At 59.9% G+C, this 23,047-nt stretch carries 18 protein-coding genes and 3 pseudogenes; 5 read left to right on the top strand and 16 right to left on the bottom strand.

The window, feature by feature from the left end:
* The 11 genes and pseudogenes from B9A23_RS22370 to B9A23_RS17495 all read right to left on the bottom strand — a co-directional run.
* Positions 1–113 (bottom strand): annotated as a pseudogene (locus B9A23_RS22370) (IS110 family transposase); the annotation flags it as partial.
* A 224-nt stretch (positions 114–337) separates the two neighbouring features.
* Entirely contained in the window at positions 338–1,432 is a 1,095-nt protein-coding gene (locus B9A23_RS17450) for an alcohol dehydrogenase catalytic domain-containing protein (RefSeq protein WP_084280431.1), read from the bottom strand.
* Positions 1,433–1,453: 21 nt separating this feature from the next.
* A complete protein-coding gene (locus B9A23_RS17455; protein ID WP_084280432.1) occupies positions 1,454–2,881 on the bottom strand; it encodes an MmgE/PrpD family protein in 1,428 nt (475 codons plus the stop codon).
* A 7-nt stretch (positions 2,882–2,888) separates the two neighbouring features.
* Complete coding sequence (locus B9A23_RS17460; protein WP_084280344.1) at positions 2,889–3,716, bottom strand: protein kinase family protein; 828 nt, start codon at positions 3,714–3,716, stop codon at positions 2,889–2,891.
* A gap of 51 nt (positions 3,717–3,767) precedes the next feature.
* Positions 3,768–4,067 (bottom strand): hypothetical protein, encoded by a 300-nt coding sequence (locus tag B9A23_RS17465; protein WP_084280346.1) that lies wholly within the window; start codon positions 4,065–4,067, stop codon positions 3,768–3,770.
* Positions 4,068–4,336: 269 nt separating this feature from the next.
* A complete protein-coding gene (locus tag B9A23_RS17470) occupies positions 4,337–4,849 on the bottom strand; it encodes a hypothetical protein (protein ID WP_084280348.1) in 513 nt (170 codons plus the stop codon).
* A gap of 3 nt (positions 4,850–4,852) precedes the next feature.
* Positions 4,853–6,034 carry a phosphotransferase family protein gene (locus B9A23_RS17475; protein WP_084280350.1) on the bottom strand — a complete coding sequence of 394 codons (1,182 nt, stop codon included), beginning with the start codon at positions 6,032–6,034 and terminating at the stop codon, positions 4,853–4,855.
* Entirely contained in the window at positions 6,034–6,960 is a 927-nt protein-coding gene (locus B9A23_RS17480) for a DUF7064 domain-containing protein (protein WP_084280352.1), read from the bottom strand. The genes B9A23_RS17475 and B9A23_RS17480 overlap by 1 nt, the downstream gene beginning before the upstream one ends.
* 63 nt (positions 6,961–7,023) lie before the next feature.
* Positions 7,024–9,459, bottom strand: a complete 2,436-nt coding sequence (locus tag B9A23_RS17485; RefSeq protein ID WP_084280354.1) for a TonB-dependent receptor — start codon at positions 9,457–9,459, stop codon at positions 7,024–7,026.
* Between the two features lie 63 nt (positions 9,460–9,522).
* A complete protein-coding gene (locus B9A23_RS17490; RefSeq protein ID WP_254895174.1) occupies positions 9,523–11,031 on the bottom strand; it encodes an aldehyde dehydrogenase family protein in 1,509 nt (502 codons plus the stop codon).
* A gap of 72 nt (positions 11,032–11,103) precedes the next feature.
* Entirely contained in the window at positions 11,104–12,405 is a 1,302-nt protein-coding gene (locus tag B9A23_RS17495) for a cytochrome P450 (RefSeq protein ID WP_084280356.1), read from the bottom strand.
* Positions 12,406–12,765: 360 nt separating this feature from the next.
* Between B9A23_RS17495 and B9A23_RS17500 the strand changes: the two genes are divergently transcribed.
* From B9A23_RS17500 to B9A23_RS17510, 3 genes and pseudogenes are all read left to right on the top strand, one after another.
* Positions 12,766–13,314: a helix-turn-helix domain-containing protein gene (locus tag B9A23_RS17500; protein ID WP_084280357.1), complete on the top strand. Its 549-nt coding sequence runs from the start codon at positions 12,766–12,768 to the stop codon at positions 13,312–13,314.
* An 85-nt stretch (positions 13,315–13,399) separates the two neighbouring features.
* Positions 13,400–14,522: pseudogene (locus B9A23_RS17505) on the top strand (IS110 family transposase).
* Between the two features lie 286 nt (positions 14,523–14,808).
* Positions 14,809–15,291 (top strand): annotated as a pseudogene (locus B9A23_RS17510) (IS630 family transposase); the annotation flags it as partial.
* A 149-nt stretch (positions 15,292–15,440) separates the two neighbouring features.
* On the opposite strand, the gene B9A23_RS17515 reads toward B9A23_RS17510, so the two are convergent.
* From B9A23_RS17515 to B9A23_RS17540, 5 genes are all read right to left on the bottom strand, one after another.
* Positions 15,441–16,370, bottom strand: coding sequence for an IS5 family transposase (locus B9A23_RS17515; RefSeq protein ID WP_084280358.1), 930 nt, complete (start codon positions 16,368–16,370; stop codon positions 15,441–15,443).
* Positions 16,371–16,752: 382 nt separating this feature from the next.
* Positions 16,753–17,496 (bottom strand): MerR family transcriptional regulator, encoded by a 744-nt coding sequence (locus B9A23_RS17525; RefSeq protein ID WP_254895175.1) that lies wholly within the window; start codon positions 17,494–17,496, stop codon positions 16,753–16,755.
* A gap of 113 nt (positions 17,497–17,609) precedes the next feature.
* Positions 17,610–18,746, bottom strand: a complete 1,137-nt coding sequence (locus B9A23_RS17530; protein WP_254895176.1) for an aromatic ring-hydroxylating dioxygenase subunit alpha — start codon at positions 18,744–18,746, stop codon at positions 17,610–17,612.
* A 54-nt stretch (positions 18,747–18,800) separates the two neighbouring features.
* A complete protein-coding gene (locus tag B9A23_RS17535) occupies positions 18,801–19,580 on the bottom strand; it encodes an SDR family NAD(P)-dependent oxidoreductase (RefSeq protein WP_084280359.1) in 780 nt (259 codons plus the stop codon).
* A 12-nt stretch (positions 19,581–19,592) separates the two neighbouring features.
* The gene (locus tag B9A23_RS17540) at positions 19,593–20,351 is read right to left on the bottom strand and encodes a hypothetical protein (RefSeq protein ID WP_217806619.1); all 759 of its coding nucleotides are present in this window, start codon (positions 20,349–20,351) and stop codon (positions 19,593–19,595) included.
* Between the two features lie 282 nt (positions 20,352–20,633).
* Here B9A23_RS17540 and B9A23_RS17545 point away from each other — a divergent pair, with 282 nt between their 5' ends.
* Both B9A23_RS17545 and B9A23_RS17550 read left to right on the top strand, forming a co-directional pair.
* Positions 20,634–21,947: a Rieske 2Fe-2S domain-containing protein gene (locus B9A23_RS17545; protein ID WP_254895177.1), complete on the top strand. Its 1,314-nt coding sequence runs from the start codon at positions 20,634–20,636 to the stop codon at positions 21,945–21,947.
* Between the two features lie 147 nt (positions 21,948–22,094).
* Positions 22,095–23,027 (top strand): PDR/VanB family oxidoreductase, encoded by a 933-nt coding sequence (locus B9A23_RS17550; protein ID WP_084280362.1) that lies wholly within the window; start codon positions 22,095–22,097, stop codon positions 23,025–23,027.
* The last annotated feature ends 20 nt before the right edge of the window (positions 23,028–23,047 follow it).

The following is a 23,047-nucleotide window of genomic DNA, read 5'->3' on the forward strand; positions in this document are numbered from 1 at the left end:
ACCGCCTCAGGCTCGCTGGCAACCTTGACCTCGCGGACGACCTTGCCCGTCGCGTCCACAACACAGACGCTGCTCTCTTTCAGAGAGACATCGATCCCGGCATAATGCTCCATGGCTGTTCCTCTCATGATGCTTGGGGCCGTTCACTTGGACCCCGTTTTCAACACCATCATTCTGAGGGACAGCCACCTACCTGGCTACTCTTGAGACGCCGGCCCATTACGGCATCTAGGGGCTACTCAGGACGCTTCAGTCCGACATCCAAAGCCTTCAGAAAATGCTCCCCGGCCAAGCCTATCTGCACGCACGGCCGGGCAGCACATTCCCCTCGTCTTGGCTAGAAGGAGGTGATGACGCTGCGGGCAATGGACCCGCCTTTGAGTTCCTCATAGGCCTCATTGATTTCAGCCAGATTGATCTCGCGCGAGATCAGATCGTCCAAATTGAGCTTCCCTTCCAGATAAAGCCGGGCATACATCGGGATGTCATGCTTGATATTGGATGACCCCATATAGACGCCGCGCAAGTCGACCTGATTGGTCAGCAGGTCGACGGTGACATTGACGTCGATCGTGCTGGTCGGCGCATGGACCCCGATCAGATAGGCACCGCCGCCCTTGCGCACCATCTTGATCGCCTGTTCTGAGGTCGCCTTGATGCCGACCACTTCGAACGCATGGTCGACGCCACCAGGGATCAGCGCTTGCAACGCGGCGACGCTGTCGCCTGCGGACGCATCGATGAAATCGGTGGCCCCGAAACGGCGCGCCAGTTCCTCCTTCATGGGCTGTCTGTCGATCGCGACGATCCTTGCGGCCCCGGCCAGTTGCGCGCCCGAAATCACGTTAAGCCCGACCCCGCCGATGCCAATGACCGCGACCGTATCGCCCGGACGGACCGACGCGGTGTTAATCGCCGCGCCAGCACCGGTGATCGTGCCGCAACCCAGCAGGGACGCCTGGGCGAAGGGCAGTTCCTTGGGCACGATGGCCAGCTGATTTTCATGCACCAGCGCACGTTCGGCAAAAGCGCCGGTGCCGAAAACCTGGGTCACGCCCTCGCCATTGCGGGTCAGGCGATGGGCATGTTCGGCGTCGTCGCGCAGTGTTTCTTCGGGATGGGTGCATTGATAGGTCTTGCCGCCGATACAGGCGCGGCAATGGCCGCAAAACTGGATCAGCGACCCCACCACATGATCGCCCACGGCAAATTCGCGGACTTCCGGGCCGATCGCCAGCACGACCCCGGCCAGTTCATGCCCCAGTACGGCGGGCAAAGGCACGCCGAAATCCTGCTCGGCGAAATGCAGGTCGGAATGACACATGCCCGATGCCTTGACTTCCACCAGCACTTCGCGCCCGCGCGGCGTGTCGATGTCGATACTCTCGATCTGGAACGTTCCGTCGAGCGCGTTGAGAATGGCGGCCTTCATCATAATCTCCTTGGGGAAAGGTCAAGCGGGGTGAGAGGGGGTCAGGCAATCGAGCAGCGCGGTCATGTCGTCTACCCGATCCATGTCGCGGCACAGCGCGACGACCCGTTCGAGTTTAGCCTGTGGCAAGCCTATCGCCGCAAAGGGCGCGCAGCGGGCCAGCTTGTCGGCCAGGTCGTCCCACGTCATCGGGTTGCGGCTATGCCCCTTTACATAGGGGGTTACGTGGGCGAAATGGCGACCATCCTGCATGGTGACGGCGACACTGAACCCTTCGAACTGATCGACATGATCGGGATCGCACCGGATATGCACCCGCTGCATCAATGCGCGGCGGTCATCGTCCATCATAAGGTCGGCGTGCAGATCCTGAAGGAAAAAGCCGCCGGTCATGGCTGCCGTAGCAATCGTGTAGGGCGCGCTGAACATGGCCTGTGCCACGGTGCGCGGATTCCATTTCGCGGCGGCAGGTTCGAACGTCATGCGCGAACTGGTGCTGCCGACACAATCGATCCGGTCGATGTCGCGCCAGTCCAGCGCCTCGCGCTGCATGATCGTCGCGGTGCTGGCGATGAAGCTATGCGTGAACTTACACGCCGAATAAGGCTTCATTGAAAGCCCCTCGGCCAGTTGCCAGCGCGTACCCAGCCCGTCGGTCAGCAATTCGGGTCGCACATCGTCCCAAGCGATATGGCGCAATATGCCACTCGGCACACCCTGAAAGATACCGCGCGGGGCGGTGACACCGCGCCGGGTCAGCAATGCGGCCTTCACCGCGTTGTCTCCCGCAAAGCTATGCTGGACCCGGGCCATCTGCGTACCTTCGGAATATTTATTATATTCCGACATACCATGGACAGTATAGGCCATGCCCATGGCATTCCATGTCTCGTCCGCATCCATAGCCAGGATGCGCGCGACCGATGCCGCCGCACATAGCGGGCCGTTCCATTCGCCCGGCATCCCCCAATTCGTATGATAGCGCACAAGGTTTAGCGCCGCGCTGGCACGCACGCCCACTTCGGCTCCCGTCACATAAGCGGTCAGGAAATCGCGCCCGCTGACTGGCCCCGGCGCGATGCCCAAGACCGACAGCAACGCCGGGACATTCCATTCCGTCACATGGCCGCCGGTTCTATGAACGTCGCCCATGTCGATCGCATGGGCCATCACTCCATTTGCGAATGCCGCCATGGGCGCTGGGACCGCATGGCCATGCACCAGGACCCGCCCCTGCGGCGCCCCGCCCCATTGCGCGACCTGATCGGCGATGGCCGATGCGATTTCCCAGCCCGATCCTGCGACCGTAACGGCCAGCGTGTCCAGGATCGCGCGCTTGGCCAGATCGATGACATCGGTGGGAATTTCCTCATAGCGCGTATGCGCCACCATCTGCGCCAGCAGCCCAGCGGGATCATCCTGTGGCAGTACAGGGTTTTCATGCTTCATCACGTCATCAGCTCCGCGATGCCGGGCAAATCGCCCCATGCGCCAAATAGCTTCGGCATGGTCCAGGCAATATCTTCGTGGACATCACTGATATGGGCCAGCTCCTAATCCAGAATCGTGGTGAACTGGCCGCTGGGTTCCTCGAACATGAAATTACCCATGCGCAAATCGCTATGCACCAGCATCGGCGGTCGCACACCGGAGCATGTTCGCGCAGCCAGCGTTCGGCAAGGGCACCACCGGCACCGGCTCGACCAGGCAATCCCCCCAGACCTGCGACCACGAGTTGACCTGCCGATCGCCGCCTGGTTACTGTCGGCGTGTGGCGCATCGAAGTAGCGCGGATGCGCGCGTGACCAGTGGAACCGGGGAGCTTGGCCAGCGCGTCGATATATTGCGGCGCCAGCCGGTCTATCAGGTTGCCCATACGCCCGCCCATGCCCGACAGGCCCGCCGCCCGGCCTTGACTGGGCCGGGTCACCTCACGCACAAATTCCGGAATAGCGGCGGGCTGACCCAGCAGGTCACCATCGGCATCGAACCAGCGCACCGGAGCGACCGGCATATGGTAGCCCATGATTCGCTGAATTTCGCCATCCCGCCCTCGGCACGTCTGGGCGATCGCCTCCAGTGGGTCCATGCGCAGCACCAGCCGGTCGGGATGCGACCCGGCGCTGTGGTTCAGGGTGAAGGCGAACTGTTCCTTCGACGCGCCGCTCGACATCCGTTCGACATTGCTGATCGCGACATCTTTCAACCCCTTCACCACAAAGAAACCGGTAAGCATCGTGGTGACCTGCGCATCGGATTTGGGGCGATAGGGACCGATGGACACGAGCGGACGGTGCGCTCCGATATGTGCCGGATGCGCGGCTCCATTTCCGACCTATGCCACATTGGCATTGGTCGCGTGGAAGCATTCATAATGCTGGTTCAAACCCCATATGCGCAGTCCCCAGCTATGGTCGCGGATCATGAAATCCTTGAGCGGATAGTCGCGCCGATCGACGCGCAGATTGCCTTTGGGATGGGAGCTGAAGGCATAGGGCGGACGCATCGCGTTGTACTGCCCTTCGAACCGGGTGTGGTCGCTGACCCAGCCCAGGTCGATCGTCTTGAACGGTTCACGCACGGCCATCAGCAACGGACCAAAGCGCCAGTCGTCGAAATCCATGTCGTGGAACACCAACTGCTCGACCTCCTCCTCGATCGGCGCTGGCAGGCCAGTCCGAACAGGTGCAGCCGCCCTCTGGCAAGGCCGCTGGCGCGCGCCGTGGGATAATGGAAACCGGCGATGCCAAATTGGGGCAGCGCAAACTGGTGCGTGGCCGATTAGCGGCCTTCTTTGCCAGTTTATGCCGATAGGCATTCGTCACAGGGAAATCGGCAAAATTCCGGGTCATATCATCCGGCATTGCAAGCAACTCCCTCCATACCCCGTCATTATCGCTATCGTCAGTCGGCGGCGGCCAGCATCGCGTCTATGTCAGGCAGGTCACCCTGGTCGGGGTCCATCTGGTTCGCCTTGAACCAGGTCCGTTCGCGCCGGGCGTGGCGCAGTCCATAGTCAAGCACCGCGTCGGTCGCAGCGGGCGAGAGGGGCAGATGCTCAGCCCCGCCCAATATCGCCGCGTCCACCGCATGTCCCAGGGCGATGCACGCCTGCTCCAGCGCGGTGATGCTGGTGCGGTCGCAATCCTGCGCCACCGCCAGCGCCGCTTCGAGCGGTTCGCCGATCGAAGCGGGCGCTTCGCTCGCCAGCGCGCGCGCCAGCACGACCAGTTCGTCCAGCGACAGCGCTTCGTAGCGCAGCGCAGATTTCCATTGCTGGCTGATCATGCGCAACTGCCCGAGGACCAGCATCGCCTGATCCCGCGCCAGCCTTTGTTCGCGTGGCAGCGCAGGCAGGATCACCTGTTCCAGCGCCTTTGTCATATTGGCAATGCGCAGGTCGATATTGGGCAACATGGATCAGGCCTCCCGAATGAGCGTGACGAGTTGTTCCAGGAAGACGGCCCCTGCCGAACCCAGCCATGTCAGGATGATGTCCTGGTGATTATTGCTTTCGGTGGCGGCTCGCATTGCCTGACCCAGGTCGATCACCGCGCATTTATAGGCGTTGAGCACTTCGTAATAGCGCAGCTTGACGGGATCGATCCGGTTGCCCGACGCCGCTTCATAGGCGCGCAGAAATTCGTCCCGCGCGATCAGCCCGCACACCAGGAACGTGCCATCGTCCCTCCAGGTGCCGAACAGGCGCTGGATGGCCCAGGCGATGTCTTCATGAAAATCGCCGATATGCGCCAGTTCCCAGTCGAGGACGGCGGTGAACTTGCCGCTTGGCTCCTCGAACATGAAATTGCCCAGCCGCAGGTCGCTATGGCACATCACCGGCTCGTCGCAGACCGGTGCATTTTCGCGTAGCCAGCGTTCGGCATAGGTGACCATGGCGACGGGCTGCACCACCCCGTCCCACCATACCTGCGACCACCAGTTGATTTGCCAGATCGCCGCCTGTCGTGTGCCGGGTTGCGGCGTGGCATAATAGGACAGGTCGGCGGTGCGCCAGTCGAACCTGTGGACTTGCGCCAGCGCATCGATGAATTGCGGTGCCAGCTTGGCTGCCCATTCGTCATAGCGGGTGCCTATGCCGGAAAAGCCATGGCCGGTGCCCTGTGTCGGCTCGGTCACGCCCTCGACAAAGGCCAGAATGATGGCTGGCTGGCCCAATATGTCGCCATCGGCATCGACGTTGCGCACCGATGCGACAGGCAGGACGTCGGCGAAGGCCACATGCACCTGCGCCTCACGCCCTCGGCAGGTCTGCGAAATCGCTTCCAGCGGGTCCATGCGCAAAACCAGCTTTTCGCCCTTCGCGTCACCCTTGTGGCGCAACACAAATGCAAACTGCTCCTTCGATGCACCGCCGGCCATCCGCGCGACATCGGATATGACGATGTCCTCCAGACTTTCGGTGACCGCGAAGTAATTTTCCAGCATAGCGACGACCTGTGCTTCGGTCTTTGCCGCATATGGTCCCTTCACACGGTCGCGCACGGTCCGGTCGAGTATCTCCCGGACACGCGGCTCCATGTCGTCACGGTTCCAGATGTCGATGTCCTGCACCGAGCTGGCGTCAAGCGTGTCGGACATTAGTTGCCATTCCCTTCCCAGGGGAAGCGGAACCCGCCCTCGCCCATGCCATAACCGATCGTTCCGTCCGCCAGCCTATATTCCATCATCTGTTCGATCATGACGAAGGTGTCGAAGGGAAATTGCCAGCGGAACAGCGGCGTGCCCGTAAATTCCCACAACTTTTCGTCCTCGTCCCACACTTTCCAATGAACATGGCGAAAGCCCAGATCATCGTCCTCGAACGTGATCGTCTCCTCCACCTTGCCGATATTGTGCCAGCGTTTTCCATCGTGCAGGATTTTTTGATAGCTATGCCCATGTTCGGTGATGGCATGGACCGCAACGCAGGCCATGCCATTGTCGAAGATCGGCCAGGCAAGGCGGTAATGCTGCACCCCCGCCCAGTTGCGCGGCCCGCAACTGACGTCGCGGAAACCGCTATCGTCGATCGTGACTACCTCTCCGCCACGGAGCCGCACGGTGCCGGTTACATTACAGGTGCCTTCCAGATGGATATAGGCCAGTTCGCGCGCAATCGCGTCGTCGCCTTCCGTGCTGGGGACAATGCTGTCGCCCATCGGGAAGCGCAGATCCCACTCCAGGTCGGCGCCGAAATCTTCCAGGTCGATGCGGATACGGCAGGTCTGGAGCGATCTGGTTGCCTCCATCCGTACGCCTGCCACCTCCAGGCCGGGGTCCAGCCGGCCGGACGTATAGGGCAACTGCATGTTTACTCGCGTGAACAGCGGCTTTCCATCCTTGAAGAAAATCGCAAAGCCGTTGGTTTCACCAAGATTTTCCATGATGCCGACACGGATGAACGCACCTAGCTTCGCCTTGCGGTCATAGAAATTAAAATAATAGCTCTGGTTCCACCTCTGGATCGCCGGATTGGGAATATAGCGCTCACAATTTTCGGTCATGAAATTGGTGGTGAGTTCCATTATCTTTCCTCAATGCACGGCAGAAAAAGAACGCGGCCGCCGGGCAGGCGGCCGCGTTGACAACTACTTGAAGTTAAATCCAATTGTCAGGCCATATGTTGCCGGCCGACCGGCAAAGCGAGCCACTGAATCCGCCGATGGAATTACGTTGGTCCAGTAATATTCGTTAAAGACGTTCTTGCCCCAGACCATGACACGCCAAGCTCCGTCCGGGCCTTCATAGCCTAGGCGCGCATCGACGGTCGCATAGCTGTTGTTCTGGAACGGGTGGACGATACCTGCACGCAACGCGGAATTGGGTTCTGCCGCGCGGCTTGGGAATTCGACCCGGCTGCCGCCCGGCACGGCATCGCTGGCCGACCGGATATTGGTCGTGACCCCGATGAAGGCCGACCCGCCATCGGCCAGTTCGTGCCGGTAATCGGCATTGATGACACCCGACCATTCCGGCGTGAAAGGCAGATCATCACCAACAAAGGAGTCTGTCCGTCCAAAGACATCGAAATTATAAGGCGCAACCGGCCCTGTTTTGATTTCCGACTTCAGATATGTTAGGGCGCCGTTGATCGTAAACCCTTGGATCGGGCGGATCGTCAAATCCGCTTCAAAGCCATAGATGGTCGATTTGGGAATATTGGCCAAGGTGTCGAGCGGACCGAAGATATTGGGGTTGTCGATGATTTTCCCCCGGATCTGCTTGTCACGATAATCATAGTAGAATGCCGCAGCATTCAGACCGATGACACGATCAAGAAATTCCGTCTTGATACCCGCTTCATAGGCTGTGACAGATTCTTGGGTAACCGGTTTCAATGCTTTGGAAGTAGCGGCGGCGAGGCTTGGGAAGCTGCCTGCCTTGTACCCGCGAGACACGTTCGCATAAAGCAAACTGCTGTCGGTGATCCTGTAGTCGATGCCTACCCGCCAGGAAACATTGTCTTCCTTCAGTGTCTGCAAAATCGGAGGCCCGTTTCTGAAGGCTGCGTCGAAGGTATAACAGGTGGTTGGCGTCGGTGTCCCGAACAATTTGTCGACGTTTCCACCCGGAATCGTGAACCCGCAATTTTCATCGTCAATACGCGAATTGGTATAGCGCGTTGCCAATTTCAGGGTCAGCTTTTCAGCCAGGTCATATTCACCGCTGGCAAATATGGCATAGTTTCGTATCTTCTGTTTATTGTTGACTTGGCTTCCGTTGATGTATGCCGTCACCGGATGATAGTTTGAATTATCAAAATATCGCAGCAGTTGGTCCTCGAATGTCGTGCTGTCTTCGTAATTGGCCCCCAGCACCCACCGGAATGCGCCGCGCGGGTCATTCGCCAGCCGGACTTCCTGGTTGAAGGACCGAATATAGCCATCATTCTTCTGAAGATCGAAGGTGACGGCCGTGTTGCCGTCGCCGTCCGTGGTCTGCGCCTGATCATAATCGGAATAGGAGGTGAGCGACGTCAGCGTGATGCCTGCGCCAAGTTCCACATCGGCTCTCATCGCAAGCTGATAGAATTGGCGGTTCGCTCTTGGCGTGAAATCTGTCGGCTTTGCTGTGCCGGGCACGAACGAACCGTCGGGATTTTGCACTCCGGTGGCCGGATCGACCAGAAACGTGCTCCAGTCCGCGGCGCGGCCATTGTCGGGCGCGAATACCGATGTGGCTGCAAGCTTGGCGGCGGTCGCACCCTGCGGCCCGCCGGTGCGGATGCCGATGAGCTGTTGTGCCTGCGGTTCCGATTTGTCGACCCAGCCATTGATGTTGAACGACAGTTTGACCGCCTCGGAAAGGTCGGCATCGACGAGCAGTCGGCCTGCAACATAGCTCGTCGCGCCATTACGGTCGTTCGGCCGGGTGACGCTATATTGCCACCCGTCCGAATTCGCCCCGGTGAAGGCAAGGCGGCCGCGGACGTTTGCGGCCAAAGGGCCGCTGATGAAGGCATTACCTTCTATCGCATTGAAGCGGCCATAGCTAATGTCGCCACCTGCTTCGAAGCTGCTAGTGGGCTTCGCGGCGATATAGTTGATCGCACCGCCGGTCGAATTCTGCCCGAAAAGTGTGCCTTGCGGCCCTTTCAGCACTTCGATGCGCTGAAGATCATAGGCTGAATGACTGGCCAGTACCGGAAATGGCAAGGGCGCCTGATCGACATAGACGCTCACCGCCGGATAGACGCCCAGCGAGCTTTCGTTGAAGCCGACGCCGCGCAGTGTGTAGATGGGCGTATTCGTAGTGCTGGCCGAGTAGGACAAGCCGGGGACGATGGAAGCAATATCTTCCAGCGACGAAACCTTACGTTCCGCCAGCGCATCGCCGGACATCGCCGTGATCGACAGGCCGACATCGTTGAGATTTTGCTCACGCTTGTTCGCGGTCACCACGATGTCCGCGGTCGCGACCGCAGATTCCGTTGACGACGACGATTCCTGCGCGCTTGCAGGCAAGGCTATGGCAAGACAGCCAATGCTTGCGGAACACAAAAAAATTCCGATATTGTTCTTCATAACTCCCCCTATCTAACTGATTTAATTATTATACGCTTTGGTCCGTTTATCGGTGTGCGGCGCTCACTCCTTTAGCAGCGCGGTAACCGTCTTGGTTTCCGTGTAATGCAAGACGCCTTCTTCACCGACTTCGCGGCCCCAGCCCGATTCCTTCACGCCGCCAAAGGGCGCCGACGGATCGTTCATACCGTGAGTGTTGATCCACACCGTTCCGGCCTGCAATTTGCGCGCGGTGAGATGCGCGCGCGACAGGTCGCGGGTCCAGATATTCGCGGCCAGGCCATAACGGGTGTCGTTGGCTTGGCGCATCACTTCCTCGGCATCGTCGAAGGGCGTGGCGACCAGCACCGGGCCGAAAATTTCTTCCCGCACGATGCTGGCGTCACGGTCGGGATTGGCGAAGATGGTCGGCTCCACGAAATAGCCTTCGCGACCGCCGGTGCCGCCGCCGGTAACCAGCTTCGCGCCGCTCCTCTTGCCCTGTTCGATATAATCGAGCACCCGGCCTTGCTGCACCTTGGACACCAGCGGCCCCAGCATCGTATTGGGGTCGCGCCCATGCCCCAGCTTGAACGTCTTGGCGACCTGGGCTACGCCATCGACCACCTTGTCAAATACCGACCGTTCGACATAGAGGCGCGATGCGGCAAGGCAGACCTGTCCGCTGTTGAAGAAGATGGCCAAGGCAGCACCGATCGCCGCTTTTTCCAGGTCCGCATCGGCAAAGATCAGCGAGGGCGACTTGCCGCCCAGTTCGAGCGTGACGCGCTTGAGATCCTTGGCGCAGGTCTGGACGATCTGCTTGCCTACGCGGGTCGACCCGGTGAAGGCGATCTTGTCGATGCCGGGATGTTCGACCAGCGCCTGCCCCGTTTCATGGCCATAGCCAGTGACGATGTTCAGCACGCCTTCGGGCAAACCCGCCTCCAGCGCCAGTTCGGCCAGACGCAGCGCAGTCAGCGGCGTGACCTCCGACGGTTTGAGCACAATCGTGCACCCTGCGGCCAGGGCTGACGCGATCTTCCAAGCGGCCATGGCGAGCGGATAGTTCCAAGGCACGATCTGCCCCACGACACCGATCGGTTCGCGCACGGAATAGCTGTGATATTGACGGCCATCGCCCGAAATCGGGTTTACCTGGCCATAGATTTTGGACGCCCAGCCCGCCATGTAGCGAAAAATGTCGACGGCGGCCGGCACATCCACCGCCAGCGCATGATGCACTGCCTTGCCATTGTCGTAACTTTCGAGCAACGCCAGTTCCTGCGCATTATCCTCGATCTTGCGGGCGATCGCCTCGATGATCTTGCCGCGATCAAGCGGACGCATCCGGCTCCATGCGGCGGATTCGAACGCAGCCCGCGCCTTCGTCACCGCCCGGTCCACATCGGCCGCCGTGCCCGCGGGAACGGTCGCGAAAGCCTGACCGGTGGCGGGATCCTCCACCGAAATCGTGCGACCGTCCCCGGCATCTTCCCAAGCTCCACCGATCAGCATCTTTTGCGATGGCAGGCGAACTTCGAATCCCGGCTCGCCATGCAGTCCGGCAGCGATGGTCGTTGGTGCGTTCATGGAAACAGTCTCCGGGCGCGAAATGGAAGGAGCCGCGCCTGCCTTTCAGGGCTCGGCTCAGGGCGAGAGGGTTCAGCTTCGCCTGAAGCGGATCGGCAGCGCCTTGTATCCGCCGACGAAATTGGTCTCGACCATGCGCGGATCGCCCGTCAACTCGACCGATTCCAGATGTGGCAGCAACTCCTCGAACAGGATGCGCATCTCCAGCTTCGCCAGATGTTGCCCCAGGCACATATGCGGGCCGAAACCGAAAGCGATGTGAGGGTTGGGGGACCGGGTGATGTCGAAACGGTCAGCGTCTGCAAAGACAGCCTCGTCGCGATTGCCCGACGGATAGCAGATCATCAGCCTTTCCATCGCACGAATGTCCATGCCACGCACTACCGTATCGGCCGTCGCGTTGCGCATGAAATGCTTGACCGGGCTGGTCCAGCGGATCGCTTCATTGACCAGGCCAGGGATGAGCGACGGGTCCGCCTTCACCTTGGCCCAGTTTTCTGGATAAAGCATCATGCCGTGCAGCCCGCCTGCGGTGGACGATGACGTGGTGTCGTGGCCCGCAGTGGCGATCGCGACATAATAGCCGTTCGCCTCGTTACGCGGGATCGGCGCGCCGTTGATCCGGGAATTGGCGATCAGCGACAACAGGTCGTCGGTCGGATTTTCACGACGATCGGCGCTCAGCTTATCGAAATAGGTGTAAAATTCCTCAATCGAGGCGGCCCATTGCCTGGCCGCGACCACAGGGTCGTTCGCCATTTCAGGCCGCTGTTCTTCGGGATCATGGACGCCGAAAAATTCCTGCGTCAGCTTGAGCATACGCGGTTCGTCTTCAGGCGGTACGCCAAATAGCGTCATGATGACGCGCAGCGGATAATGCAGCGCGAAATCGCGGACGAAATCACATTCGCCGTCGAAACTCAGCAGATTGTCGACCGACTGGCGCGCCAGGACGCGGATCTGTTCTTCCAGCTTGCTGATCCTGCCGGGCAGGAACCAGTTGGATGTCAGCGTACGGTAAGACGCATGTTCGGGCGGGTCCATATAAGTCAGCGACGACAGGATGCGGATCGACCCGCCATTGATTGCGCGCGTGAATGCATCGGATGCCTGATCGACCAAAATCGGGTTGTGATCGGCATTGTGGAACAGCTTGCTGTTGCGCTCCACCTCTTTGATGTCGGCATGTTTGGTAACGACCCAGATCGGATCATAGCCCGGTACCTGGGCGATCCCCAGAGGCATATTGTCGCGCAACCACTTGAACGCACCATAAATGGTCGCGTCGTCGGTATAGCTTTTGGGCGCTATAACGATCCGGGCTATCTCGTCCGGGATGATGGGACGCACGTCAGCATCCAGCGAAGTCGCCATGAAATTACCCTCTCCTGATACGCTGCCTTATGGCGGCTTACGTACTGCGTAGGCCCTTTACGTAACTCTGGATCGGGATTCGTCAATCACTAATATCGGTCGGACCAATCAGACTTATTTTTGCAGGAATCGCCTATTTTACGGGCTTTTTTGGATGGAAATTCACGATCCCAATCCTCGAAACTGAATGATGCCCCCAAGTTTGAATATAGCTGCCTATATCGGCATGGAGCTTTTTCCCACCGGCGAAAAGCCATGACCGGCGCCCCTTATACCAAGGCGCGCTGAGCCTGACTCACGCCAGGGATTCCCAAGCGGATGAAAATCTGATTCGACGTTGCAGGCACATGGAGGCTTGCGATGGCGGCAGCGATTGGGGTTCGATCTGACTACACATCGTCGGATTTGCGTGGGTTTGCGCGACGAAGTGGCGATGCCGATCAGGTCCGGCGTCTGTTGGCTGTTGCACTGATCCTGGACGGCAGGAGCCGTAGCGAAGCGGCGAAGATTGCCGGCGTGACGCTGCAGATCGTGCGCGACTGGGTTCTGCGCTTCAACGAGGGAGGTCCCGACGGTCTGGCAACGCGCAAGGCTCCGGGGCGGGCTTCGATCCTGAACGATGAGCAGCGCGCGCGGCTTGCCGAGATCGTCGAGGCTGGGCCAATTCCTGCAGCGCATGGGGTAGTACGCTGGCGGCTGTGCGATCTGGCGCAGTGGATCTGGGACGAGTTCGAGTTGTCGGTCACACGCCATACCCTCGGGCGCGAGCTTCGCGCTATGGGCTACCGCAAGCTCACGGCCCGGCCACGCCACCGTGGCCAGAAGAGCGATGACATTGCCGATTTTAAAAAAGGTTCGTCGCCCGTCTGGCGCAAATCAAACGGCGGCTCCCGAGAGATACGCCGATAGAGCTGTGGTGGCAGATGCTATGAGGACGGACATCGGGTGAAGAAAGGTTCACTATAACGGCGTCCTCAAGCCTGGGAGCCGCATCATGTCGTTCCAAAGCAATACTATCCTTGTTGCACTCGAATTGAGCAATTCAGTATGGCTCGTCAGCACACGATTGGCCGGGGCTCAGAAAAGCCGCATGCACCGGATCAGCGCGGGCGACACCACCGCGCTGCTGGCGCTTTTTGACAGACTTCGAGCAAGCCAACGGCCATCTGAAGATCCTGCGCCGATTGCCTGTTGCTTTGAGGCCGGGCGAGATGGGTTCTGGATCCAACGGCTGCTGACCGGCCATGGCATTGCGACCTACGTTGTCGAGCCGACCAGTATTCTTGTGAACCGACGGGCGAAACGGGCAAAAACCGATCGTCTCGATGCTGAGGGGCTATTGCGTGTGCTCGCCGCCTATTTGGCTGGCGACAGTCAGATCTGCAGCATGGTCCAGGTGCCCACACCTGAAGAGGAAGACAGCAAGCGTATTCATCGTGAGCGCGAGCATCTTGTGCAGGACAGGACACGGCTAGAAAACCGAATACTGGCGCTTCTCGCAACCCAAGGAATCCGTTCACGGCCGTCGTTACGGAACTGGGAGCGAGATCTGGCCGCGCTCCGGACTGGCGATGGCCGAAAGCTTCCGCCTCACCTGGCTGCAGAGATAAACCGACTTCGTCGGCGGCTTGGCCTTGTTCTCGACCTGATCCGTGAGTTGGACGCGGAGCGGGATGAGGTCCTTGCCGCCGCTTCAGAGGATCCCGTAGCTTCCAAGATTACGGCATTGCGGAGCATCTATGGCGTCGGTGACAATTTTGCTGCGGTTCTCGCGCGTGAAGTTTTCTATCGCCCCCTTCGGAAATCGGAAGCAGCTCGCGAGCTATGTCGGCTTGGCACCTATGCCACATCAGAGTGGCGACATGGATCGAGACCGGCGCATCGGCCGTGCCGGCAATGCACGTGCGCGAAAGTCGCTGGTTCAGTTAGCATGGCTATGGCTTCGGTATCAGCCTGATAGCGAGCTTTCCTCATGGTTCCGCGCCCGCGTCGGAAAGCTGCAAGGCCGAACCCGCAGGATCGCGATCGTCGCGATGGCGCGCAAGTTGTTGATCGCGCTCTGGCGCTTTACCGAGACCGGCGAAATCCCGGCCGGCAGCACGCTGAGAGCCGCATAAAAATCGCCGTTGGGAAACCTCCAGCGACGCGAGGAACACGACCGTCTTCGTCAATGGTTACACCAGACTGCCGCGTGGCAGGTTGGTCGTGTTCGATCGGGGCCTTGCCTCGTGCATGAGGCATTATGGTTACGGGTTTCAGATCCAACCCGACCGCATGTAAGGTTACGCAGCCGAGGCTGCCGCACAGTGCCGCCCCAACTCGCTCGCATAACGATGAATGCAACAACATCGACAGGATACACGACATGCCGCCATAGCCTTGACACTTGAAGCCTCATGTAAGGACGAGGCCCGTGTCGGCCAGCAGACCAAGCTCACCCGGCGCTGGGCGAAGCGCGGAACCCGACCATCAGCGCCGAAGGATCAGCGTCGCTCCTCGGCATGGCTGTTCGGCGCGATCTGTCCGGCTGAAGGCAAGGCTGCCGGCATCGTCATGCCCCGTTGTAACAGCGAGGCGATGAGCATGCATCTCGAGGAGATCGCCTTCCACGTCGCGCCCGGGGCGCATGCGGTCCTTCTGCTCGATCAGGCCGGATGGCATGGATCGGCCGAACTGGTCGTGCCCCCCAACATCACGCTGATGCCGCTGCCGCCGAGGTGTCCGCAGCTCAACCCGGTCGAGAACGTCTGGCAGTTCATGCGCGACAATTGGCTGTCGAACCGCATCTTCAAATCCTACGACGACATCGTCGACCATTGTTGCTTCGCATGGAACAAGCTCGTCGATCAGCCCTGGCGCATCATGTCCATCGGAATGCGCCATTGAGCACATGGGTACTGATCAATGCACCTTGGTATTAGGAGACCTGTGCGCGGGTGGACGTAGACCATTGGCGTGGAACGTTTTTCGCTCCTACGGCGGCGGAATATCCTGTGGCACCGCCACTCTGATCGACGCAGCGGCAGCCTTCATACTTAGACTGCGAGAATATTCATGGTGCGCTTGAGATTGTAGGCGATGGCAGTGAGGTGGACTTGGGCGGCGGCTTTGGGGAGACCACGCCATCGCATTTGCCTGAGGCCGTAGCATCGCTTCCATGTTCCGAAGATCTTCTCGATCCGCCCCCGCACGCGATGGATCGGTTGGTTCCATGCATGGAGCTTGCGCAGCGTTTCGGCTTCGTCGCGGCCCCACATGCCGGTGGCGACGATCCGGGGAACGCCGCCCTTTGCAAGAACAGCATCGCGGAAGTGATTACCGCGGTAGGCGCTATCGGCAAACACCTCGCTGGGGTTTTCGGGCAAGGCTTCCGGGCCTGCCTTGCCGTCATTGATGTTAGCGGATGTGATCGAGATTTGCTCGACCAGGGCCGTATCGGCATCGGCGCCAACGTGGGCCTTGAAGCCATGCACAGCCCTTTTTCCTTTGTACTTTACCCAACGGGCATCGTCATCCTCCTCACTGGCAGACGCGATGATGGTCGCATCAACCAGTGTTCCGGTCTTGACCGTCACCACCTTGGACTTGAGCTGCATCGTCACGGCTTCGAACAGCGCCCGGTCAAGCTGGTGTGCAACGAGCAGCTTGCGAAATCTGACAAAGGCAGTCCGTTCGGGCGTGGCTTCATTCGCGGAGAACCCGCAGAAGCGGCGAAAAGAGGCCCGATCGTCGAGTGCTTCGGCCAGCTTTACATCGGACAGATCGTACCAAATCGACAGAAGCAGAGCTCTGAACATCGCCAGTGGTGGCGAGGCCGGCTCGCCCTTGGTAGCGGGATAGAGAGGATCCAACAGCTCCGCGACCTGGTTCCAGTCAATCAGTGATACCAGCGCGTCGAGCGATGAAACCGCCCGCTCGCGCCCGGCAAAACCAAACTGTTCCTGTCCGATCGAACGTCGCGCCACCTGCCGCTCTCCTGCTGAAAAAGCCTATAGAATCAGCAATCAAAGCCCATGCCTACGTCCACCCGCGCACAGGTCTCATTAGTGCCAGATGACATATGATTGATCCACCGGGACGGAGCCGATTTTGGCTCAGGGCAAGGAACGAGGAGGGAGCCATGCCATCGCATAGTGACCGACCAGTGACGCAGCACTGGGCCAAAATAGGCCCGTCCCTTCGGGGTTGCGCTGTGAGGCTCGCCGCCTGCGTCACGTCGCTGGCACGGGCAACCAGCCCGCGCTGCACGACGCTCCTTGGCAGCAAACCTCACAGAGCAATCACGGTGGGTCAATCATATGTCATCTGGCTCTAGACGCGGCGGTCACAATGGGTCGGCACGGATGTTCAGGGCACCGTTGGCAAGGCCATCGTCATGTCGCCAGGGTGATCGGTTTGCGTACCGGCGCGGATCGCTTCAACGTGGGCAAAGAACGCGCGCTGGCGCAGCAGACCAAAAAAATCGAGCATCAAAGGCAGGGCATGTTCAACCATGATCGCGGCATCATCCACGGCTACATGACCGTCGACGCGTGTGAGGAAAGTGGTCGCTTCCCACCTCCCGACGAAATCGGCCGCCTGGCTGTAGAAGCCCAGAATGTCCGGCGTGTAATTGAGCCGCTGGTCGAACCCGGCCTGTCGCATTTCGCCCCAGATGCGGACCAGTTGTGCGCAGGTGATGCTCAGCGCATCCCCCTGCTCTGTCTCGATGATGTCCAGTATGCCGATGCTGGCAAGAGTGCGCGCGTCCTGCGCCGCGTAAGGCCAACGATCCAGCAGCGATGCGATTATTACCGGTGGCCCGTCTTCACCCACGCGATGCGCGACCAGCTGCTCCAACTGGTCGAAGGCGCTGGCCTCGACACGCCCTTCGGTTCCTTCACCGTCGATGATCGCCTTGATCTGCGCCAGCGTCAGCCTGTTCTCGCGCTGAAGTCGCCGCACGGCCAGAATCGCCTGCACATGTTCCTCGCCATATTCGGCGACCGTTTTGCGCGGACGCGCAGGCTCCGGGATCAGCCCCTCGCGCAAATACACGCGGATGGTTTCCCGATGGACTCCGGTCCGGTCCTCCAGTTCGCGCATCTTCATAGGCCCGCTACAGCATGACGCGCCGAGCCGGGCAAGCCGTCATGTTATCGGGATAAGCAATATGCCCCGCAGGCTCCGCATCATGTCAGGCCGCCGGCGCATATGCGCCCGGATCAGGCAGCGACCTTGCCGCCTTCCTCTGCTTCCTGCATCGCGCTGAGCAGACGCCGTGCCTGATTGACCGCGCCATCGCTGGCGATACCGATGAAGGGCCGTTCGGGTTCATCGTCTATCCGGGCCTGCTGGGCCTGCAATGTGACCTCATCTTCGGTAATGGTGTCGAAAAACTGGTCGAACAGCACGTCTGGCACACCGCTTTCGTTGGGAGCGGTGGTGCAGATGGTCCACAGATAATGGCTGGTCGTTTCGGTTTCCGGCGTGATGAAATGATTGTTCGCCAGCATGAAGCCATTGTCACGCTTGCCTTCATAAGCGCCGGTGCCAACATCGCACCCGCCCGCATTGACGCGGCAAGTCATACCGATGCCCGGTTCGAACCGCACTTCCTGCCAGCGATCCACCCGACCCTTGAAGCCGCCCGCGTCGATATAGGATTTGGGCGGGATCGAATTGGGCATTTTGCGCAGCAATGTTACCCGACGGCCATCAAATTCAACCTTCGTATCGGCATTGTAATGCTGCTCCGGGTTCCCGCCGATCGTGCGCGCATGAATATAGGGCACATGGGTCAGGTCCATGATATTGTCGATGATTAGCTGCCAATTGGCCTTCACCGAGAAATTATAGGGGCGCCACGTCCAAGCCGGATCATTATGTTCCGGGCTGTCGACGATGATCGACGGGTCGGCCAGCGCCGGTTCACCCATCCAGATCCAGATCAGATGATCCTTCTCCACCACCGGATAGTGGCGCACATTGGCCGCGGCGGGTATGCGTGCCTGATTGGGAATACGGGTGCAGGTGCCTTTTCCGTCGAACTCGACACCATGATAGCAGCAGCGCAGCACGTTGCCGTCGACATGACCAGCGGACAGCGGCATCGCGCGATGGCTGCACCGATCCTCCAGCGCGGCTATCTCGCCTTCTTCCGTGCGGAACAAGACGACCGCCTTGTTCAGATATTTGCGGCCCAGCGTCTTGCCCGGCGCAATATCGGCAGCGAACGCGGCCACATACCATGCGTTGTAAATGAACATGATGCTCTCCAATTTTTTCGGCCGGTCGTCGCGATTGGCACCGGCGCACCCTATTGTTGGATCAATTATGGCCAGCCATTGCCCCAGCGCCAATTGCAATCCCGCAAAGCCATAAGAAAATCGGGAAATTTCCGCCGTAAAGCGGGATCAGCGCAGATATAACCCGCCATTCATGTCCAGGGTCGCGCCCACGAAAAACCCGCCCCGGTCCGACGCCAACAGCGCCGTCGCGGCCGCGATCTCGCCGACTGCCATGAAACGGCCGACCGGCACTTCGCCCTCGACCCGCGCAATCTGTTCGGCCGATAGCCGCGCCTTGGCGGTGTTAATCGGGCCGGGCGCGATGGCGTTTACGGTCACGCCGGTCCCGGCCAGATAGCGCGCGAAATATTTGGTCAGCATGATCGCCCCGGCCTTCGACGCGGCATAATGGGGCGATGCAATCGTCCCGCCATTCTGCCCGGCAAGCGAGGTGATGTTAACGATCCGGCCATAGCCATGTTCGCGCATATGTTCGGAGAATATCTGGCAACTCAGGAATACGCTGCGCATATTGATCTGTACGATCGCGTCGAACTCTTCGGGTGAGATTTCCTGCGTCGGTGTGCGCTTGGCGAAACCCGCGTTGTTGACGACGATGTCGACCTTGCCCCACAGACCCGCCATTTTGTCTCGCGCGGCTAGGAAATGATCCTTTTCCCGCACGTCCAGCGTCAGCGCGATCGCCGTCTCGCCCGATGGGTCGAGCGAGGTGGCCACCGCCTGCGCCACATCGATATCCACGTCGCTCACCGCCACGCGCCCGCCACCGGCATGGATTTCTCGCGCCACCGCCTCCCCCACGCCGCGCCCGCCGCCAGTTACCAGCGCGGTGCGCCCTGCGAAGGAAAAGCTGCCATTGGCGGGAAGGGTGAATTGGTCGGTCATTTAGGTATTCCTTCAATGAAGGAGCGGGAAGGATTGCGCCTCCCCGCCCCGGATGGATAGACGGCGGATAGGCAGCGTCAGGCCATAGGTACGCGACCTATTGGCAAATAGCGTCCAATAGGTCATGCGATTACCGGGTACCGCCAGAAACGTCGTGATGTCGTCGGCATTCACGATCCGATAATTGTTGGTCAGGTTCTTGCCCCACAGACCGATCTGCAAACAGTCATTGGCGGTCAGGCGTAGATCTTCGACCGGGCGCACAACGGATTCGACCGCCAACTTGTCCGTGACTTCGAACTTCGCTTCGCCGAAAACAGCCAGGCCGCGTACATTGCCTTCCTGGACGCAAGTGATGTTGGTCACCAGCGGATTGGACCGCACGGTCGCGTTGACGGCCGATCCGGGCAGCGAAATGTAAAAGAAGAAATTGGTGGTCGAAACGCTGGCCGACAGGAAATAGGCGACCGGCGTATCCAGCGTGGCGGCGCGGAACGTGGATACGTTGCCAGGGATCGCAACGATGGACAGTGACTTTTTGGCGGTGATGCCTGGCATCTTCTTCATGAGTGGGGACACGCTGTAGACCTGCGCCTCGCACAGCAATTCGCCGCCGAAGGTCGCAATGGAAACAGGCACTTCGCGTACAGTCGATTCGCGGCCTTCGGCCGTGATGACAACGTCTTTGGGGCACATCGCTTGCTGGCGCGCGCTGTCCTGCGCGGTGGCCGAGACTGGCTGATCGGCCTGCGCACTGGCTGACGCGACCATCATAACGGCCGCAATCGTGCCCAGCCGGATGAAATTTTAAAGCTGAAAGGCATTCCCGGCCTCTCCCTCGACAACACGGCTTGACGCCGCCGGGGGGCGAGAAGCAGCAAAAAGGAGAAAGGCGCAATACTATCGTCCCGATTATTCAATGGTCCGACCGAATTTTGATTGGGGCACGACGCGCAGTGCCTCTATCTAGGGGCATCAGTTTTCGTCGCCGCGATTCAGCAATGCGGGGCGTTCGCGCAAACAAGAGAAACGCAAGGAAGAGGCTGAAGCATCATGCAGTCGAATGATAGCGCAGACATGACGAGGGTAGGGCCGGGCACGATCATGGGCACGATGATGCGCCAATATTGGCTGCCCGCCTGCCTTTCATCCGAAGTGAAGGCCGATGGCGATCCGGTGCGCCTGATGATCCTGTGTGAAAAGCTGATCGCCTTTCGCGACAGCAGCGGTCGGGTGGGCATCATGGATCATCGTTGTCCGCACCGTTGCGCGTCGCTGTTCATCGGTCGCAACGAGGAAAACGGCATCCGCTGCGTCTATCATGGCTGGAAGTTCGACGTGGACGGGAATTGCGTCGACATGCCATCCGTCCCCGCCCGCATGGAGTTCAAGGAAAAGGTCCATGCCAAGGCGTACAAGACCCATGAAGCAAATGGACTGATCTGGGTCTATATGGGTGAAAACCAGTCGGCGCCGCCGCCGCTGCCCGAAATCGAGGCAACGATGCACCCGGAAGCGGAAATCTGGTGCCTGCAACGCGACTGCAACTGGCTTCAGGCGCTCGAAGGCGACATCGACACCAGCCATGTCGGTTTCCTGCATGTCGGATCGATCGAGGCGGACGATCTGGACGACGATCATCCGATGCGCCCGACCGTGCTAAACCGCGCTCCCGACTATGAAGTGGCGCAGGCCGACTGGGGCGTCATGTATGGTGGCTATCGTCCCAATGATGACGGCCAGATGAGCTGGCGCGTCGCCCATTATATGTTCCCCTTCTGGACGCAGACCCCCAACAATCGTTTCGCGACCCGCGCCATTGCCCGCGCATGGGTGCCAATGGACGACGAACATTCGATGCTGTTCGACATCACCTGCGGCGTTGACGCTGGCAACCCTGCCTATACTTCCACGCTTAAGGACGGCACTCCGCTGTTCGCACCGCTGGAATATGCGCCCAACACGACCGACTGGTATGGCCGCTGGCGTTCTCCCGACAGCGAGAAGAACGACTGGGCGATTGACCGTGAATCTCAGCGCAACGGCACACAGTTTACCGGCATCCCCAATATCACGATGCAGGATCAGGCCGTGACCGAAAGCATGGGTCCGATCACAGACCATAGCTTCGAAAATCTGGCCCCGACCGACCAGATGATCGCCCGCGTTCGCCGCCGTGTGCTGCTAGCCGCGCGCGCGCTCGCCAACAAGGGCACGTTGCCGCCGGGCATCGAGGATCCCAGCATCTTCTACCGGGCGCGCGCGGGATCTTTCCTGCACGACCCCAGCGACACGCTCGCAAACGCCTATAAATCGGCCTTGGCCAAAGCAGTGCGCTGGCCGGACAAGGTCGAGGCGGCTGAATAAGATGCGAACAAGGGCCGGGGCGATCCATGCCCCGGTTTCTCATACAAGGATTATAGAGGTGACGAAACGCATTGCGGTTTGTCCGGTTCGCCGATCCATGGCACCCCGGCCCTGCCAAGAGACGCATCGCACCGGATGGAGAGGGTGATGCGCGCAAGACTGAAGAATATCCGCTGGGAAGCCGAAGGCATCAACAGCTATATCCTGGAACCCGTCGACGGCGGACTGATGCCGTCCTTCGAGCCGGGCGCGCATGTCGATGTGCAGCTTTCACCGGGACTGGCGCGGAGTTATTCGCTGGTCAACGATCCCGCGATCCGCGGCTATTATGAAATTGCCGTCCATCATGCGATCGACGGACGCGGAGGATCCCGCCACATCCATGAAAAATGGCAGGTCGGCCAGTTACTCGAAATTTCCGAGCCAAAAAACAACTTCCCGATGGTGGAGGATGCCTGTCATACCGTCATGATCGCTGGCGGGATCGGCATCACGCCGATGCTGCCGATGATCGCGCGCCTCGAAAAGCTCGGCAAAAGCTGGGAACTGCACTATGTTGCCGCCTCCCCGGCGCGCGCCGCATATGTCGATCGGCTGTCCAATTACCCCCAGGTCGAAATCGCTTATGACGGCATCCCCGATGGTCGCCGCCTGGACCTCAAAGCCATTTGCGCCGCCGCCCCTGTCGACGCCCATCTTTATTGTTGCGGTCCGGGCGGGATGCTCGACGCTTTCCTCGCCACCAATTGCGACCGGCCCAAGGGGCACGCCCATATCGAATATTTCTCCGCCGAAACCGAAATGGCGACCGAAGGCGGCTATACGCTGGAACTGGCCAAGAGCGGCAAGACCATCGCGGTCGAGGAAGGCGAAACGATGCTGGATGCGCTGCTGGGCGCAGGGGTCGATGTCGGTTTCGCCTGTTCGGAAGGGATTTGCGGGACGTGCGAGGTCAAGGTGCTGGATGGCATCCCCGATCATCGCGATCATTTCTTGTCCGACGAGGACAAGGCAGCCAACAAGTCGATCATGGTCTGTTGTTCGGGGTCGAAAACTGCCAACCTGGTCCTGGACCTGTAGGAGCGATATTCCGGTTTCCC

The organism is Novosphingobium sp. B1 (genome assembly GCF_900176395.1).
Taxonomy (GTDB): domain Bacteria; phylum Pseudomonadota; class Alphaproteobacteria; order Sphingomonadales; family Sphingomonadaceae; genus Novosphingobium.